Raw genomic sequence first — 15,805 nt, forward strand, 5'->3', positions numbered from 1 at the left:
TCCCCATACTTTCTACCTATTTCGAGAAATTTTTTTACTAACTGGCAGGATTTTTTTAACAAGGGACAGAATAGTATCCTTCATGCATCAAAAAATCAACGATTCCGACGGCCTATAAGGCGTGGCGGAACGCAAAGTAACGATCAATAGGAGGAATTCCCTATCATGAACAAAACAGATCTGATCAACAACATCGCAGACAAAAGCGGCTTAACGAAGAAAGACGTAGAATCCGTATTGAATGGCTTCCTGGGCGAAGTCACGGACGCTCTGTCCAAAGGCGACAAAGTTCAACTGATCGGCTTCGGCACGTTCGAAACTCGCAGCCGTTCCGGCCGCGTAGGCCGCAACCCGCAAACGGGCAAATCCATCACGATTCCAGCTTCCAAAGTTCCTGCTTTCAAAGCGGGCAACAAACTGAAAGACGCCGTAAAGTAATAAATGCGTCTTGATAAATTCCTAAAGGTGTCGCGGCTAATCAAGCGGCGCACCGTTGCGAAGGACGTGTCCGATCAAGGGCGCGTCCTTCTAAACGGTAGAGAGGCAAAACCGAGCGCGACCGTCAAGATCGGGGATGTGCTGGACATCCAATACGGACAGCGCACGTTGACCGTGCAGATCGAACGGTTGACGGAGTCTAGCCGCAAGGAAGACGTCACGGGGCTCTACACCGTGCTGAAGGAAGAAGCTCGCAAGCGCGAGGAAGATCCTTTTGGACTGTGAGCAGTCTATCTCTTCGACGTCTATGGTCCAACCTACATCATTCTAGTCTCACTTCACATAAAGAAAGCGCATGCCGCTCCTGTTCACATTGGAGCGGCATGCGCTTTTCTTTCTTGTTTGCGGGCTTTAAGTAATGTCGAAAGTATCAATATTTGAGAGAAATTAGTAGAGGGAGGAAGGAAAATAGTGTAAACTGACGGAGTAGTTCTACCTAGCCGAGCACGGGAGGCCCATACGTTGAACGTTTTTCTCGAACGGATTTGGAAGTACAAATTTCACTATTTGCTGGCGTTCTTGCCTCTGCTGGTTATTTTATTATTGAAATTCATTCCGTTTTTTATCGGCATTTACATGGCTTTCGTTGATTATAAGACGTTTTACGGGTGGTTCGGGAGCGAATGGATGGGCTGGGCGAATTTTAAAGCCTTGTTCGATATGCGGGAATTCGGGAACATCCTGACGAATACGCTCGCAATTAAGCTATCCTATCTGGGAGTCGTCGGAGCTCTATCGCTTCTTCTGGCGGTCGCTCTTAGCGGAATACGTTCGGACAGGCTGCGAAATGCGTTCGTTGTTTTATTCCTCATTCCCTATTTCATTCCTTCCGCCGTATTCGCAGATACCGCGGCATACCTGCTATTGCCGTCGCAATCGATTTTATCGGGGGGAGGCTTTTTCCCTTTATCCGATCCCGCCTACTTCAGGGCGGTCGTCTATTTGCTGGAAACTTTGAAAACCTGCGGCATTCCCGTCTTTCTCGCGTTAACCGCGATACGGGCTTACCGCTCAAGGTCGCTTGCGTCCGGATTTCGGCAGACTTCTTCATTCTACCCCGCTTTCCGGGTGCTCGTCGCTTTTTTGCTCATCCAACTGTCCACGATTTTGTCCACCGATTTCGAGCTGCTTAACCGGCTGAACAATCCGATCGTTTACTCGGTCGGCGATACGGTGGATACGTTTGGCTTCCGAATCGGCTTTATGAACGCCAATTTCAGCATGGGCTCGGCTTTGTGGGTTTTTCAGTTCGCGGTTCAGCTTGCTTTTACCCTAATCGTCTATTTTCTCATTCGTACGTGGTTTGTTCGGGATCTGTTCGCCGAAGGGACAGTACAAGCTCCGATAAAATTATCGAAGACCAACGAGAGTGCCGGCATCGAATCCGGTTTGTCATCGGGGAAGAACGCACTCGGAATTCTCGCGGCATCACTCTATTCGGCGATTGTGCTTTTCTTTCTTTATTTCTTGTTCGTCCATCCTTTCCTTCATGGCGATAGCGGCGGTCCGGGATTGTCCGATGTGTTCTCGGCTGCGAATTTCGTCGGTTTCCTTCTCCTTTACGGAATAACAACCTTGATCGGCTTGATGATAATCATTATGCTTGCTTATCCTTTGACCGTTTCCAAGCTGCCCGGACGCGGCTTGTACAAGCTCCTGCTGTTGTTGGCATTGACGATCGGAACGGGCGGGACATTGCACGAATTTATGGTTTATCGGGAGATGGGAATGATCAATACGGTCTTGCCGTTGCTATTTAACGGAATTATCGCAATCACGGGCGTATTCGTGCTTAAAGGGACGTTCAACGCAAGCTACGCGTCGTTGAAGCTCCAGGCCGAACAGGAGGGCCGCGGGGAAATGCGCGCCTTTTTCCTGCTATTCATTCCCAAGGTATGGAAACCGCTATTGGGGCTTGGCGTGCTGAATTTCGTCTGCCTATGGAACTCGTATATCCATTCAATAATTTATCTTAGTAGAATCCAATATTATCCTCCGATTGCTAAATTCGCTGTATTAGGAAACAATGTGGATATCCATCAATATCCCGAAACCCTGCTGCAGGCCGGAGCGATCGTCAGTCTCCCGCCGGTTCTCCTATTATTGCTATTGAGCAGGTTTTTGACCTCGGAAGTGTTCTTGGGCGCGTCCCGCAGGCTATAATGCGAAGATTCTTCCCCTGTGGAATAAAGCTAAATGTTGTATGATAGACGGAGGTTCCGCGTTTGTGGGCGGGCCTCTATTTTTTATCCGAAGGAGCAAGGTGCGATGACAAGAGCTCTCGAAATATGGATCGGCGGCTACGGCGCCAAGAACGAAGCGGGAATCACGCGGGCAGAATTGATCCCGGCAACCGGGGAGCTGTTCAAGACATCGGAGTATAGCGGAATCGACGATGCGTCCTTTCTGCGGATGAACAAAGCGGGTACGCGTCTGTATGCCGTCAGCGAGACGAATGATCACATCGACGCGGACGGAGATCAAGCCGAAGGCGGACAGATCGCTTCTTTCCCGATCGACGCGGAGACGCGCAAGCTCGGACCGGGACAATTCCAGCCTACACATGGAGCTCATCCGTGCCACCTGACGCTGACGCCGACGGAAGATTGGTTGGCCGTGTCGAACTACAGCGGATCTTCCGTCACGATGTACGTGATCGCGCCGGACACGCGGCCGGGACCGCCGTCCATTCGTTTCAGGCATAGCGGAAGCGGACCGAACGAGCAGCGTCAGGAAGCGCCCCATCCGCATTCGGTCGCCTTTTCCCCGGACGGCCGATATTTGTTCGTTCCCGACCTCGGAATGGACAAGATCATGATCTATGCCCGCGATCCCGAGAGCATGTGGTCCGCGTACGACGCCGTTTCGCTAGAGCCGGGCGCGGGACCGCGCCACCTCGCTTTTCACCCGTCGGGCCAAACGGTATACTCGGTGAACGAATTAGATAGTACGGTAACGCGGTTTACCCACGAGGACGGCAAGCTGACGCGACAAGAGTCGTTGTCCACGCTCCCTGCCTCTTACAAGGAAGAAAGCTACTGCGCCGAGATTCTCGTCTCTCCGGACGGCCGTTTCGTGTACGCCTCCAACCGCGGACATGACAGCATTGCCGTCTTCCAGGTCGACGAAAGCACGGCCGAGCTGCGTCCTGCGGGCCACGTCTCGACAAGGGGCAAATGGCCGCGGAATTTCGCGCTGTCTCCCGACGGCGCCTGGTTGATCGCCGCGAACCAGAACTCCGACTCAGTCGTCCTGTTCCGCATTGAACCGCAATCCGGCTTGCCGATCTATGCCGGAACGGAGATTGCGGTAAGCAAGCCCGTCTGCGTGCTGATTCGATAGGGCAAGCTGTTCTAATTTCCTTGCCGCGCCCATAGGCTAGTCTTAAAGGCAAGGAGGGACGCGCCATGGAGCACGTTAAGGGAGCCAAGCATCAGGAAGTCCGCATGCTGAACCGGAAGTCGCTCGATATTACGGGCGTCAGCAATGTGGAAAGCTTCGACAACGAGGAGTTTCTGCTGGAAACCGAATGCGGGTACTTGACCGTACGCGGGCAAAATCTGCATATGAAAAACTTAAGCCTGGACCAGGGGCTCGTCTCGATCGAGGGGCAAATCCATTCCCTCGTCTATCTGGACGGCAGCACCGGAAATAAGTCTAAAGGCCTGTTTGGGAAATTGTTCAAGTGAGTGCGGCGGCTCAAGGCATGACGATCGCCTCCATGATGCTGTGCGGACTCGCCATGGGGCTCGTTTTTGACGTCTATCGTGTCGCCTCCCACCGGTTTCATGTGGCACGCTGGCTCCTTCCCGGGCTCGACGTGGCGTACTGGGCAGCGGCTACCTTGGGCGTGTTCTCCGTGCTGCTGAACCACAATCAAGGCGAGGTTCGGCTGTATGTTTTCTTAGGTCTGGGAATCGGCGTGACAGGCTACTTCGGCTTGTTCAGCGGTTTTGTGGTCAAGCTTTCGGGTAAGCTGATCGACATCGTCAAAGCCCTCTCCCGGTTCGTCTGGAAGCTGACGGATACGCTAGCGATCGTTCCGTTTCTCTGGATCGTTCGTTTGTTGGCCAAGCTTCTGGACGTTTTGTTTATTGTCACGGCCGCATTAGTTCTCTGGATCGGCAAGCTGCTCCTCAAACCGTTGAGTAGATTAGGGGGATGGCTATGGGCCAAGCTTCTTCCGGTCAGACGGAAATTCGCCCCGGTCGTGAACCTTTATCGGCGAACTCGCGAGCGAATCCGACAAATTAGGGACATTTTCAGGAAAAAACCGTAACTTTCGTTCGACAGTGTTTTTGCTGAATTGCATCGTTAGAAGGATATTTTCCCAAGTGCGCAGTGTGTTATAATGATCGCGTCTCTCTCTAGTCAGGGGGCATGGATGATTTACTTGCTTGGGAAGGAGGCCTTGGATTGTCTTCACGCACGATGACCGTTACACCCGCCGCGACAGGTGCGCGCAGAAGATTGAAGCTGTTGCTCTTCGTCTTGATTCTGTTCATGAGTTGGGCAGCTTACGTTCTGATCTCCCAATACGGACAGATTAGCGACCGCTCGGGTCAATTGAGCGAAGCCAATCAGAAGTTAGCCGAGGCCCAAGCGAAGAACGAACAATTGAAGCAGCAAGTCGCGCGTTTGAACGACGATGAATATATCGGTCAGATTGCCCGTAAAGAATATGGGCTGGGTTTACCCGGGGAAGTTCCGATCAAGACCAAATAACCCAATCCATCCCACCAATGGTTAGTCTAACGTCTGTTGACCTTGATTCGGATTGTCGTATATAATTTTCATAACCGGACTTATATCGTCTGGGCATAATTAGGTTCAGGGAGGAACATTGGTTTTTATGGCCATCGAAGTGGGAACCAAACTGGAGGGCAAAGTTACCGGCATTACACATTTCGGAGCCTTCGTGGATTTAACGGGTGGAGTTACGGGCCTTGTCCATATTTCCGAAATCGCAGACAGCTACGTGAAAGACGTTCATGAGCATTTGAAGATTAATGACATGGTAAAGGTAAAAGTCATTAACGTGGATAAGGATGGCAAGATCGGCCTCTCCATTCGTCAAGCCGTGGACAAACCGCCGGAACAGCAACAAATGCAACAAGTGCAACAACGCGGACCTCGCGATCGTGGTGGTCGTCCCTCCAAACCAGGTGGTTTCGGAAGATCTCCCTCTTTTGATGACAAATTGTCTCGCTTCCTCAAGGACAGCGAAGAACGTATTTCTTCTCTTAAGAAAAGCACCGAATCCAAACGTGGCGGACGCGGAGGACGTCGTTCTTAAGATATAAGCTACGCTATTTTATCGAGCCGGACCCCTAGGGTCCGGCTTTGCTGTTTATGGCGGCTTCCGGCATGGATGCTGAGGGCCTGGTTACTGGATAGTAATAGGGATGCAAAACATCGCTAATGATCGTTAATCGGGTGGACGTTAGCCAATAGCGATGCATAACATCCTACTAGACGTACAATCGCGGTCAAATGACCAATTTATCGGCAATTAACGGTGACGAACATCGTTATTGCGATAGCAGCATGGGCGAACGAACGGAATAACGATGATAGGCATCGTATTTCTAGTTCCTCTTTTACAAGAAAAAATAGTTTGCCCGCATCCTTCGCGACTATCCGGCATGCGTGCGCGGTTCGCGTCTGCGGACCGGCGGCAAGGAGCGCCATCCCTCGTCGGATGAGCGCGTTTTTTCGCTGTCGTAATTGATGGGTTTGCTGTCCAAGCATACGGCAGTGGAGAGGGGAATGCCATGGGCGCCATAGGTTTGACCGGACCGCGCGGGGCATCGCCAAATCCCGGCCGAACCTGTCGGAAAAAACTTTTTTCCCGGCAACCGTTTCTGACAAACTTCATATAACGGCCCCCCTATAATAAAAAACACAATTCAAACTGTGAATGGGGTGTGCATCATGGACAAGCCGTCGGTCGTTCCTTTCGTGCCGCGCACGGGAACAGGCCCTTCCTCCATGCCGGGCAGGGAAAGTAAGGGCTGGTACCGAAAGCGGATATTCTCCGCCGATTCGAAATCCAAAGGGAATTCTCGCAAGCATTCGATATGGGCGAGGTGGGGGGAGGCGGTTCGCGCGCAGCAATGGCTGCTGCTGATCGTCGGAGCCGGATTTTTATTGGGCAGGGCTTCTATGTTAGGAGGAATCGCTCCGTTTGCGGCGGCCTTTTTCGGAGTCGTGCTTTATTTACGCAAGGATCTGGCTTTCTGGGCGCTAGTGTCCCTTACGGCAGGCAGCTTCTGGGCGACCGATCCAATGCCGGCGGCCATCTGCGCGGAGATCGCGGTCATCTATTTACTCTATCGCGGGTTGGTGATGTACGAGAAAGCGGATCTATCGCAGGCCCCGGTCGTCGTATTCGCCGCGACGTTGATCGTAAAGCTGTTTAGTGCATTGCTGATTAGCGGCACCGGCTGGCTTCCTTATGTTTTGACGTTTGTCGAAGCTTTGTTGGCGTTCGTGCTGACGCTGCTTTTCGTGCACGCCCTCTCCGTTCTTGCCAAGGTCGGAAAATCGTCCGAATTGCGCCATGAGGAATGGATCGGCGTTGCCATTCTGTTGGCCTGTCTGCTGACTGGGTTGTCGGGCTGGACGATATACGGGGTTTCACTGGCTGGCATACTGTCTCGTTATTTTGTCGTCGTAACGGCAGTTGCGGGCGGTCCCGCCCTAGGAACTTCCGCCGGCGTGGTCGCAGGGATGATCCTTGCCTTGTCCAATGTCGGCGCGAATTCGGAGATCGGGTTGCTGGCCTTCGGCGGCTTAATGGCCGGATTGCTCCGGGAAGGAGGCAAGGCGGCATCCGTGTTCGGTCTGCTGCTCGGTACTTCCGTCCTTGCGTTGTTCGGAGGGAGCGCGTCGGATACGATGGCGTCCACATGGGCGACAGTCGTGGCCGCGGTGATGCTGCTGCTCACTCCGCGTTCGCTCATGGAGTCGTTGTCCCAATTCGTGCCTAGTCATTCATCCTATGCGCAACTCCAGCATGATTATGCCCGGAGAGTGAGAGATTTGACGGCCGAACGGGTGGAGAGGTTCTCCGATGTGTTCCGTCAGTTGTCGAGCAGCTTTCGCCAGATGACCCAGACCGGGGAACCAGCGATGCAGAACCGCGATTTCGATCATTTCGTGAACGAGGTGCATGAGCGCGCTTGCTCGAACTGCCATCGTTGCGGGTTGTGCTGGGACAGGCAATTCATCCAGACGTACAAGCTCATGACGGATATGATGACCGCGGTGGAAGAGCGGCCTGATATCATGCCGGCGGAGATGCCGAAGTCGTGGAGCCGGGTATGCGTGAAGACGCCGCTTGTGCTCGACGTGTTGAAACGCCAGTACGAAGTGTACCGCCATGATCTGGTTTGGCGGCAGCAGCTGCAAGACAGCCGCTTCTTGGTAGCGGATCAGTTGTCCGGCGTGTCCCAGGTCATGGACGATCTCGTGAAAGAAATTCGGCGCGAAGCCAAGCAGATGGAGATGCAAGAGAGACAGATCCGCGATGCGCTTGACCATCTGGGATTAGCGATTCAAAGCATAGATATTATCAGCCTGGAGGAGGGACATGTCGACATTGAGATGGTGCACGCCTTTCGTACCGGTTACGACGAATGCCGCAAGATGATCGCGCCGATTCTCACGGAGATTTTGGGTGAGACGGTCACGGTCGCCAGCGAGAGAGTCGGGGTTCCCGCGGCTCACCTGAGCACGGTGACGTTCGCTTCGGCGAAGCTCTTCGAAGTGGAGACGGGGGTGGCCGGCGCCGCTAAGGGCGGCGACATGCTGTCGGGAGACAGTTTCAGCATGGTCGAGCTGGGCAGCGGCAAGTTCGCGGTGGCGTTAAGCGACGGCATGGGCAACGGGGTCCGGGCGCGAATGGAAAGCAGCGCGGCCTTGTCGATGTTGGAACAGCTACTGCAGTCCGGGATAGATGAGCGGCTCGCGGTCAAGTCGGTCAATTCGATCCTGCTGCTCAGGTCGCCGGACGAGATGTTCGCGACAGTGGATCTGGCTTTGATCGATTTGTACACGGCGCACGCGACGATGCTGAAGATTGGTTCGACGCCAAGCTTTATCAAGAGAGGGAGGGAGATTATTCCGATTGCCGCGAGCAACTTGCCGATCGGCATTCTGCACGATATCGAGATCGATCTGCTGAGCATACAATTGCAGCCGGGGGATACGTTGATCATGATGACGGACGGCATTCTGGACGCGCCTGACTATGCGGTAAACAAGGAGCAGTGGATGAAAAGGGTACTCCAGGAGCTGGATGCCGACGAGCCGCAGGATATCGCCGATGCGCTTCTCGATACGGCGCTGCGTCAGCATCCGGGCGGAGCGAAGGATGATATGACGGTAGTCGTCACGAGGATCACGCGCCATTATCCGGAGTGGGCGGCTTTCAAGTGGCCGGGCCTCGCTCGGTTGGAGCGGCCGCGGACGGTGAGCTGAGGGGGAGGGGGACTTGATAAGCAGGGGTGTCCGAGAGGTCCGGTGACCGATGGGCAGCCCTTTTTTGATGCAACCGCCTGCGTTGAGATGTGCTGTTTCTCTCATTGTTGCAAAAAGCAGCAATGGCGAGGTCCAAAGGAGCCACATCCCTCTCATTGTCGCAAAAAGCAGCAATGGCGAGGTCCATAGGAGCCACATTCCACTCATTGTCGCAAAAAGCAGCAATGGCGGGGTCCACAGGAGCCACATCCCTCTCATTGTCGCAAAAAGCAGCAATGGCGAGGTCCACAGGAGCCACATCCCTCATTGTCGCAAAAAGCAGCAATGGCGAGGTCCACAGGAGCCACATCCCTCTCATTGTCGCAAAAAGCAGCAATGGCGAGGTCCACAGGAGCCACATCCCTCTCATTGCCGCAAAAAGCAGCAATGGCGAGGTCCGTAGGAGCTACATCCCTCTCATTGTCGCAAAAAGCAGCAATGGCGGGGTCCACAGGAGCCACATCCCTCTCATTGTTGCAAAAAGCAGCAATGGAGAGGTCCATAGGAGCCACATCCCTCTCATTGTCGCAAAAAGCAGCAATGGCGACAGTCAAAGGTTAAATCTCGCAATCTTTGGCGACACTCTTAATAGATACTAGAAACCTATGAGGAGTGTTTGAAATGAAACAGATTTTACTCATTACGGACGGCGGTTCGAACGTCGGAGAAAGCCCGGTCGTCGCCGCGGCGCAGGCTTTTGCCGAAGGGATCACCGTGAACGTCGCCGGCGTCGTGGACGAAGGCGCGATCGGAGAGTATGGGGCGACGGAGATTGCCGAGATCGCCCGGGCAGGCGGAGGAATCAGCCGGATCGTCACTAGCCGCCAGCTCTCCCGTACGGTGCAGATGATGACGAGGCAGACGGTGGCAGGCACGATCAGGCAGGCGGTCAACCACGAACTGCGCCAATTGTTCGGGGTGGAGGATGTCGGGGCTTTGCCCCCGCCCAAGCGCGGAGAAGTCGTTAAAGTGATGGAGGAGATGGAGGAAACGATGTCACTCTCCGTCGCGCTCCTAATCGACGCCAGCGCCAGCATGAAACCGAAGCTGCACGCCGTGGAGGAGGCAATTCGCGATCTGACTTTGAGTCTGCAAGCCCGCAAGGGCAGGAGCCAGGTGTCCGTATTCCATTTTCCGGGTGAAAACCAGTACACATATTGCATGATGGATACGGGATGGATATCCAATGCTTCAAGCATCGGATCCTTGTTCGGCAAAATCCGCATGCGCGGCACGACCCCGACGGGACCGGCTCTATTGCAGGTCGTTGATTATATTCGCGAGACTTGTGGTAAAATAAGCAGAATAGAGCTAATGGACGAGCCGATTCAAGCATCGCCGGGCGAGTCGAGCGAGGTGCGGAGTGATAACGTCATCTGAGAAGCAACCTTTAGCTAGAGGCACGGAGATTAGAGGCAAATGGAATGGGAAGCGCTATCGCTTGGAAAAACTGCTCGGGCTCGGCTCGAACGGGCAGGTTTATTTGGCTTCGTCGGAGAAAAGGTCAACTTATGCGGTTAAGATCGGCCATGAAGCCGCCGAGCTGCAAGGCGAAGTGAATATCCTGACCTCTCTCGACCATTCGGAGAAAGGCCGCCCGCCGTTTCTACTAGACGTGGACGATGCTGTGGTGGCAGGCAAGAACGTGCCTTTCTACGTGATGAGATATGTACCCGGGATTCCCCTAAAAGCTTTTTTGCGCCAGCATGGTCCGCATTGGATGGGAGTGATCGGCTACCGGTTATTGGAGCGATTGTCGCAATTGCATGAGGCCGGATGGGTGTTCGGGGACATCAAGAGCGAGAACGTGCTCGTTGGAGAATACGGGCGGGTGGAATTGGTTGATTTCGGGGGAGCTTCGGCCATCGGCCGAAGCGTTCGCCAGTTTACGGAAATTTATGATCGCGGTTACTGGTCGGGGGGAAGCCGGACCGCGGAGCCGTCGTACGATCTATTTGCGGTGGGCCTCTTATGGCTGCATGCTATGGACGGCAAAAGATTGATCCAACTTACGCGCACACTCATCCCGCAAAATCGCCATCCGAGAGAATTGATGAAGCTCGTGAAGAGCAATCCTCGGCTGCAACCGTTGGAAGGCTGGATCGAGAAAGCATTGGCCGGCCAATTCTCAAGCACTAGGGAATCCAGCCGAGAATGGAGGGAGGCCGTTCGGATCTCACAGAAGCCCAAGGCCTCGAGCGACCGGGTTCCCGCTTGGATGGCTGGCCTGCTCGGCGCCGCTATCGTGATCAGCACGACGTTGGCGGCGATATGGCTCCTGCAATAAGTACATAGGAAACGGAGAGAACAAACGGTGCAACCGCAGGACGATTGGACGCATGACATCAAAGCGAAGGCGCGGTCTGACGGCTGGCGGCGCTCCGACGCAACGGTCGTCGCCGCAGTGTCCGGAGGACCGGATTCCATGGCGCTGCTTCATCTTCTTCGCACGATGGCGAATGAGGAGTCCTTCCGGATCGTGGCCGCTCACGTCAACCATCAATTCCGCGGAGCGGAATCCGATGCCGAGGCAGAGCTGGTCCGCCGCGTCGCCGGAGAATGGGGGATTCCGTTCGAGACGACGGAGCTTGGTATGCCGGCCTATCTGTCGGATAGCGGGGAGAACGCACAAGCTGCGGCAAGGGAGAAGCGTTATGATTTCCTGAAGGAAGTTGCCCGCAACTATGGCGCGACCTATCTTCTGACAGCCCATCATGCCGATGATCAAGCGGAGACGGTGCTTATGAGAGTCATCCGGGGAACCGGCATAGGCGGGCTTGCGGGCATCCGGTTTCGAAGAAAAGAGGATGAATTGGAACTGATTCGGCCTCTCCTGCGTATAACCAAATGTGAGCTTCTGGATTACTGTAAGCGAAACGGGGTGCCTTACGCGGTTGATAGCAGCAATATCGACCGACATTATTTTCGCAACGCCGTGCGGCTTGACCTGATGCCGATGCTGGAGCCTTACAATCCGAGGCTTAAGGAATCATTAATCAGATTGGCCGATATGGCGTCGGCGGATGACGATTATATGGAAGAACAAACCCTTCAGGCGTTCCGCGAAGGTGTGACCCCTTCGGAAAAGGGCTTCCGGTTGGAGCGACGACGGTTCCGCGGCCTTCACGTCGCTTTACAACGAAGATTGATTAAATTAATATTAAACTGTTCTTCAGACCCGCGCCGAATGCTGGATTTCCGGCAAGTGGAGGAAATCGCGACAGCAATCGCCCAGGAGCATCCGACGGTTAATCGATTGGATCTTGGGGACGGGTGGGTACTGAAAAGGGAATACGACGAGGCGTACATCGGACCGGAACCGGCGGAATTGGCCGGTTTTACGTACATCGTCACCGAGGCGGCGAGCGAAATCGCGATCGAAGAAATCGGGCAGCGTGTTCGGTTCGAGCGGGTTAAAGGTTCCGTTCCTGCAGATCGGACGAACCGCCACGAAGCTTGCTTCGACGCGAATGGAATTTCGTTTCCTCTGCGCATCCGCAGTCGGCTGCCCGGCGATTACATGCAGCCGTACGGACTAAACGGCACCAAAAAAGTGCAAGATATGTTCGTCGATGCCAAAGTGCCGCGTTCTCGCCGCGATAAGCTGCCGTTGCTTGCGGATCGGGAAGGGCGCGTGCTATGGATCCCGGGCATGAGGCGTTCGAGCTGGGCATTAATCGGCGCCGAGACCCAAGAGACGCTGCGGATCACCTTCGTCGACGCCGAAAACTAGGGCATGATCGTGTCAAAGCCATCATACCGTGTAATAATCTCACTGGGAGGCACCTTCTTTGCAAAACGACATTCAAGAAGTTCTTTACTCGCAAGAAGTGATACAGCAGAAGGTACAAGAATTGGGAGCGGCGATTAGCCGCGACTATGAAGGACGCAATCCACTCGTGATATGCGTATTGAAAGGCGCTTTTATTTTTATGGCGGACTTGTCCAAAAACATTACGATACCGATCGAGCTCGACTTCATGGCGGTATCGAGTTACGGCAATTCCACGCGTTCTTCCGGAGAAGTCAAGATCGTGAAGGATCTGGATTCCTCGGTCGAGGGCCGCGATATCATTATCGTGGAAGACATTATCGACAGCGGGCTTACACTAAGCTACCTAATTGACGTCCTGGAACGCCGCAACGCGCTTTCCGTCAACGTCGTAGCTTTGTTCGATAAACCGGGCCGCAGAACGGTCGATTTGAACGCGGACTACACCGGCTTTATCATTCCGGACGCGTTCGTCGTAGGCTACGGACTGGATTACGCGGAGAAATACCGCAATCTTCCATACGTCGGCGTACTTAAGCCGGAGATTTATACGAATTAACGTCCTCCGCTCGCGCGGGGACGCGATTTGATTGTGATGCCAAGACAGGCTATGTTAAAATGATGTGAGCGTGTCGAGAGGAGGTCGGGGATGAATCGGTTCATCCGGAACACAGGCTTTTACTTACTTATTTTTTTGGTGACCGTCGGGATCGTACAGTTTTTTATCGGCAAGCAAGATACAACGAAAGAATACAGCTACAACGAGCTCGTTAAAGTCGTTGAGCAAGGCAATGTCAAACAAATCACGATGCAAATCCAGAACGGAACTTATTTGGTTACCGGCGAGTTTAATAATCCGAAGTCTCCGAACGAGAAGGGCGAAACCTTCATGGGTCGCGCGCCTTTAGCGGATTACGCCATTAAACAATTTTCTGATTTGAGCTTGCAGAAGGGCTTCGAATTCATACCTAAAAAAATGCCGGGACAAAGCTTCTGGCTGACTTTCTTAACATCCGTCATTCCGTTCATCATCATGTTCGTTCTGTTCTTCTTCCTGATCAATCAGGCGCAGGGCGGCGGCGGTAAAGTGATGAACTTCGGCAAGAGCCGTGCCCGCCTTTATAATGAAGAGAAAAAACGGGTAACGTTCGAGGACGTAGCTGGTGCGGACGAAGAGAAGCAAGAATTGGTTGAGGTCGTCGAGTTCTTGAAGGATCCCCGCAAGTTTGCCGCGCTCGGCGCGCGCATTCCGAAAGGCGTTCTTCTCGTCGGCCCTCCGGGTACAGGTAAGACGCTGTTGGCTCGTGCCGTTGCGGGCGAAGCGGGCGTTCCGTTCTTTACGATCTCCGGTTCGGATTTCGTAGAGATGTTCGTCGGCGTCGGCGCTTCCCGTGTTCGCGACTTGTTCGAGAACGCGAAGAAGAGCGCGTCATGTATTATTTTTATCGATGAGATCGATGCCGTCGGTCGTCAACGGGGCGCGGGCCTCGGCGGCGGACACGACGAACGCGAGCAGACGTTGAACCAATTGCTCGTAGAGATGGATGGATTCGGCGCGAACGAAGGCATCATCATCATCGCGGCAACGAACCGTCCGGACATTCTCGATCCGGCCTTGCTCCGTCCGGGCCGTTTCGACCGTCAAATCACGGTTGACCGTCCAGACGTGAAGGGCCGCGAAGCGGTACTGAAAGTCCACGCGCGCAGCAAGCCGCTCAACAAAGACGTGCAACTCGGCACGATCGCCAAGCGGACGACCGGTTTTACCGGCGCCGACTTAGAGAACCTGCTGAACGAAGCGGCGTTGCTTGCCGCTCGCCGCAACAAGAAAGACATCGCGATGCAGGAAGTCGACGAAGCGATCGACCGCGTCGTCGTCGGTACCGAGAAGAAAAGCCGGGTCATCAGCGATCGCGAGAAGCGGATCGTCGCTTATCACGAAGCGGGCCATACGATTGCGGGTTTCTTCCTCGAACATGCCGATACTGTGCATAAGGTGACAATCATTCCACGCGGACGCGCGGGCGGTTATGTCATCATGCTTCCGAAGGAAGACCGCATGCTGGTCACTAAGCAAGAGCTGCTGGATAAAGTAACCGGCTTGCTCGCGGGTCGCGCTGCTGAGGAAATTTTCATCGGCGAGATCGGCACGGGCGCTTATAGCGACTTTAAGCAAGCGACGAGTATCGTACGCGCGATGATCATGGAATACGGGATGAGCGAGAAGCTCGGAACGATGCAATTCGGTACGTCGCAAGGACAGGTGTTCCTGGGACGGGATATCGGACACGAGCAGAACTATTCCGATAAGATCGCGTACGAGATCGACCAAGAGATGCAGAGCATTACGCGCGAATGTTACGATCGTGCCAAGAAGTTGCTGACCGAGAAGAGCGAAGAGATGCATCTGATCGCGAAGACGCTGCTTGATGAAGAAACGCTTGATCTGGAACAGATCAAGTCGTTGATCGAGAAAGGCGTCATCGAGGTTAGCGAAGACGGTGAAGGTTCTTCCTCGGAGGGTTCCGCGGAATCGAAGGCTGAACCGATCGTCGATACGCTCGGCAACGTTAAAGTCCGGATTCAAACCCGTGACGACGACGAGCCGTTGACTACGCCGGATTTACGCAAAGACGAAAGCTCGGAAGAGCCTAAATAAAGCAAACGGGATGTTCCCGCGCCAAGTCGGCGCCGGCGAACATCCCGTTTTTTTGTTGGCGCGAGGAGAGGCGAGTGTAATCCGGCGAAACCTGATTAGACGGCGCAGAATAGGGTAAGGGGCGAGTGTAGTCCGGCGAAACCTGATTGGACGGCGCAGAATAGGGGAAGAGGCGAGTGTAGTCCGGCGAAACCTGATTGGACGGTGCAGAATGGGGGGAAGAGGGAGTGTAGTTCGGTGAAACCTGATTAGACGGCGCAGAATAGGGTAAGGGGCGAGTGTAGTCCGGCGAAACCTGATTGGACGGTGCAGAATGGGGAAGAGGCGAGTGTAGTCCGACAAAACCTGATGAA

Annotated in this window: 15 protein-coding genes; 14 read left to right on the forward strand and 1 reads right to left on the reverse strand. The window is 54.2% G+C overall.

The window, feature by feature from the left end:
* Positions 1 to 165 precede the first annotated feature (165 nt).
* The 9 genes from FPZ45_RS22645 (at position 166) to spoIIE (ending at position 8,982) form a co-directional block, all read left to right on the forward strand.
* Positions 166 to 438, forward strand: a complete 273-nt coding sequence (locus FPZ45_RS22645; protein ID WP_144706805.1) for an HU family DNA-binding protein — start codon at positions 166 to 168, stop codon at positions 436 to 438.
* A gap of 3 nt (positions 439 to 441) precedes the next feature.
* Positions 442 to 723 carry an RNA-binding S4 domain-containing protein gene (locus tag FPZ45_RS22650; protein ID WP_144706807.1) on the forward strand — a complete coding sequence of 94 codons (282 nt, stop codon included), beginning with the start codon at positions 442 to 444 and terminating at the stop codon, positions 721 to 723.
* Positions 724 to 960: 237 nt separating this feature from the next.
* Positions 961 to 2,661, forward strand: coding sequence for a hypothetical protein (locus FPZ45_RS22655; RefSeq protein WP_144706809.1), 1,701 nt, complete (start codon positions 961 to 963; stop codon positions 2,659 to 2,661).
* 105 nt (positions 2,662 to 2,766) lie between these two features.
* Positions 2,767 to 3,840, forward strand: coding sequence for a lactonase family protein (locus FPZ45_RS22660; protein ID WP_186438527.1), 1,074 nt, complete (start codon positions 2,767 to 2,769; stop codon positions 3,838 to 3,840).
* Positions 3,841 to 3,905: 65 nt separating this feature from the next.
* Positions 3,906 to 4,187 carry a sporulation protein YabP gene (gene yabP, locus FPZ45_RS22665; RefSeq protein WP_144706813.1) on the forward strand — a complete coding sequence of 94 codons (282 nt, stop codon included), beginning with the start codon at positions 3,906 to 3,908 and terminating at the stop codon, positions 4,185 to 4,187.
* Complete coding sequence (gene yabQ / locus FPZ45_RS22670) at positions 4,184 to 4,777, forward strand: spore cortex biosynthesis protein YabQ (protein ID WP_144706815.1); 594 nt, start codon at positions 4,184 to 4,186, stop codon at positions 4,775 to 4,777. Before yabP ends, yabQ begins: the two co-directional genes overlap by 4 nt.
* 137 nt (positions 4,778 to 4,914) lie before the next feature.
* Positions 4,915 to 5,223 (forward strand): FtsB family cell division protein, encoded by a 309-nt coding sequence (locus FPZ45_RS22675; RefSeq protein ID WP_246120549.1) that lies wholly within the window; start codon positions 4,915 to 4,917, stop codon positions 5,221 to 5,223.
* A gap of 127 nt (positions 5,224 to 5,350) precedes the next feature.
* Positions 5,351 to 5,794, forward strand: coding sequence for a S1 domain-containing RNA-binding protein (locus FPZ45_RS22680; protein ID WP_144706817.1), 444 nt, complete (start codon positions 5,351 to 5,353; stop codon positions 5,792 to 5,794).
* Positions 5,795 to 6,432: 638 nt separating this feature from the next.
* Positions 6,433 to 8,982: a stage II sporulation protein E gene (spoIIE, locus tag FPZ45_RS22685; RefSeq protein ID WP_144706819.1), complete on the forward strand. Its 2,550-nt coding sequence runs from the start codon at positions 6,433 to 6,435 to the stop codon at positions 8,980 to 8,982.
* Positions 8,983 to 9,236: 254 nt separating this feature from the next.
* On the opposite strand, the gene FPZ45_RS22690 is transcribed toward spoIIE, so the two are convergent.
* Positions 9,237 to 9,575 carry a hypothetical protein gene (locus tag FPZ45_RS22690; RefSeq protein WP_144706821.1) on the reverse strand — a complete coding sequence of 113 codons (339 nt, stop codon included), beginning with the start codon at positions 9,573 to 9,575 and terminating at the stop codon, positions 9,237 to 9,239.
* Between the two features lie 67 nt (positions 9,576 to 9,642).
* On the opposite strand from FPZ45_RS22690, the gene FPZ45_RS22695 reads away from it, so the two are divergent.
* The 5 genes from FPZ45_RS22695 (at position 9,643) to ftsH (ending at position 15,452) form a co-directional block, all read left to right on the forward strand.
* On the forward strand, positions 9,643 to 10,401 hold the full coding sequence (locus tag FPZ45_RS22695; RefSeq protein WP_144706823.1) for a vWA domain-containing protein: 759 nt from the start codon (positions 9,643 to 9,645) through the stop codon (positions 10,399 to 10,401).
* Positions 10,385 to 11,308: a serine/threonine protein kinase gene (locus FPZ45_RS22700; RefSeq protein ID WP_246120550.1), complete on the forward strand. Its 924-nt coding sequence runs from the start codon at positions 10,385 to 10,387 to the stop codon at positions 11,306 to 11,308. Before FPZ45_RS22695 ends, FPZ45_RS22700 begins: the two co-directional genes overlap by 17 nt.
* A gap of 27 nt (positions 11,309 to 11,335) precedes the next feature.
* Positions 11,336 to 12,754, forward strand: coding sequence for a tRNA lysidine(34) synthetase TilS (gene tilS / locus FPZ45_RS22705; RefSeq protein WP_246120551.1), 1,419 nt, complete (start codon positions 11,336 to 11,338; stop codon positions 12,752 to 12,754).
* A gap of 58 nt (positions 12,755 to 12,812) precedes the next feature.
* Entirely contained in the window at positions 12,813 to 13,352 is a 540-nt protein-coding gene (hpt, locus tag FPZ45_RS22710; protein WP_144706825.1) for a hypoxanthine phosphoribosyltransferase, read from the forward strand.
* 90 nt (positions 13,353 to 13,442) lie between these two features.
* The gene (gene ftsH / locus FPZ45_RS22715) at positions 13,443 to 15,452 is read left to right on the forward strand and encodes an ATP-dependent zinc metalloprotease FtsH (RefSeq protein WP_144706827.1); all 2,010 of its coding nucleotides are present in this window, start codon (positions 13,443 to 13,445) and stop codon (positions 15,450 to 15,452) included.
* Positions 15,453 to 15,805 lie beyond the last annotated feature (353 nt).

Source organism: Cohnella terricola (assembly GCF_007786475.1).
GTDB classification, from domain to species: domain Bacteria; phylum Bacillota; class Bacilli; order Paenibacillales; family Paenibacillaceae; genus Cohnella; species Cohnella terricola.

Coding starts and splice junctions, on each gene's coding strand:
- FPZ45_RS22645 (WP_144706805.1), top strand. CDS start 166: ATGAACAAAACAGATCTGATCAACAACATCGCAGACAAAAGCGGCTTA.
- FPZ45_RS22650 (WP_144706807.1), top strand. CDS start 442: ATGCGTCTTGATAAATTCCTAAAGGTGTCGCGGCTAATCAAGCGGCGC.
- FPZ45_RS22660 (WP_186438527.1), top strand. CDS start 2,767: ATGACAAGAGCTCTCGAAATATGGATCGGCGGCTACGGCGCCAAGAAC.
- yabP (WP_144706813.1), top strand. CDS start 3,906: ATGGAGCACGTTAAGGGAGCCAAGCATCAGGAAGTCCGCATGCTGAAC.
- FPZ45_RS22680 (WP_144706817.1), top strand. CDS start 5,351: ATGGCCATCGAAGTGGGAACCAAACTGGAGGGCAAAGTTACCGGCATT.
- spoIIE (WP_144706819.1), top strand. CDS start 6,433: ATGGACAAGCCGTCGGTCGTTCCTTTCGTGCCGCGCACGGGAACAGGC.
- FPZ45_RS22695 (WP_144706823.1), top strand. CDS start 9,643: ATGAAACAGATTTTACTCATTACGGACGGCGGTTCGAACGTCGGAGAA.
- ftsH (WP_144706827.1), top strand. CDS start 13,443: ATGAATCGGTTCATCCGGAACACAGGCTTTTACTTACTTATTTTTTTG.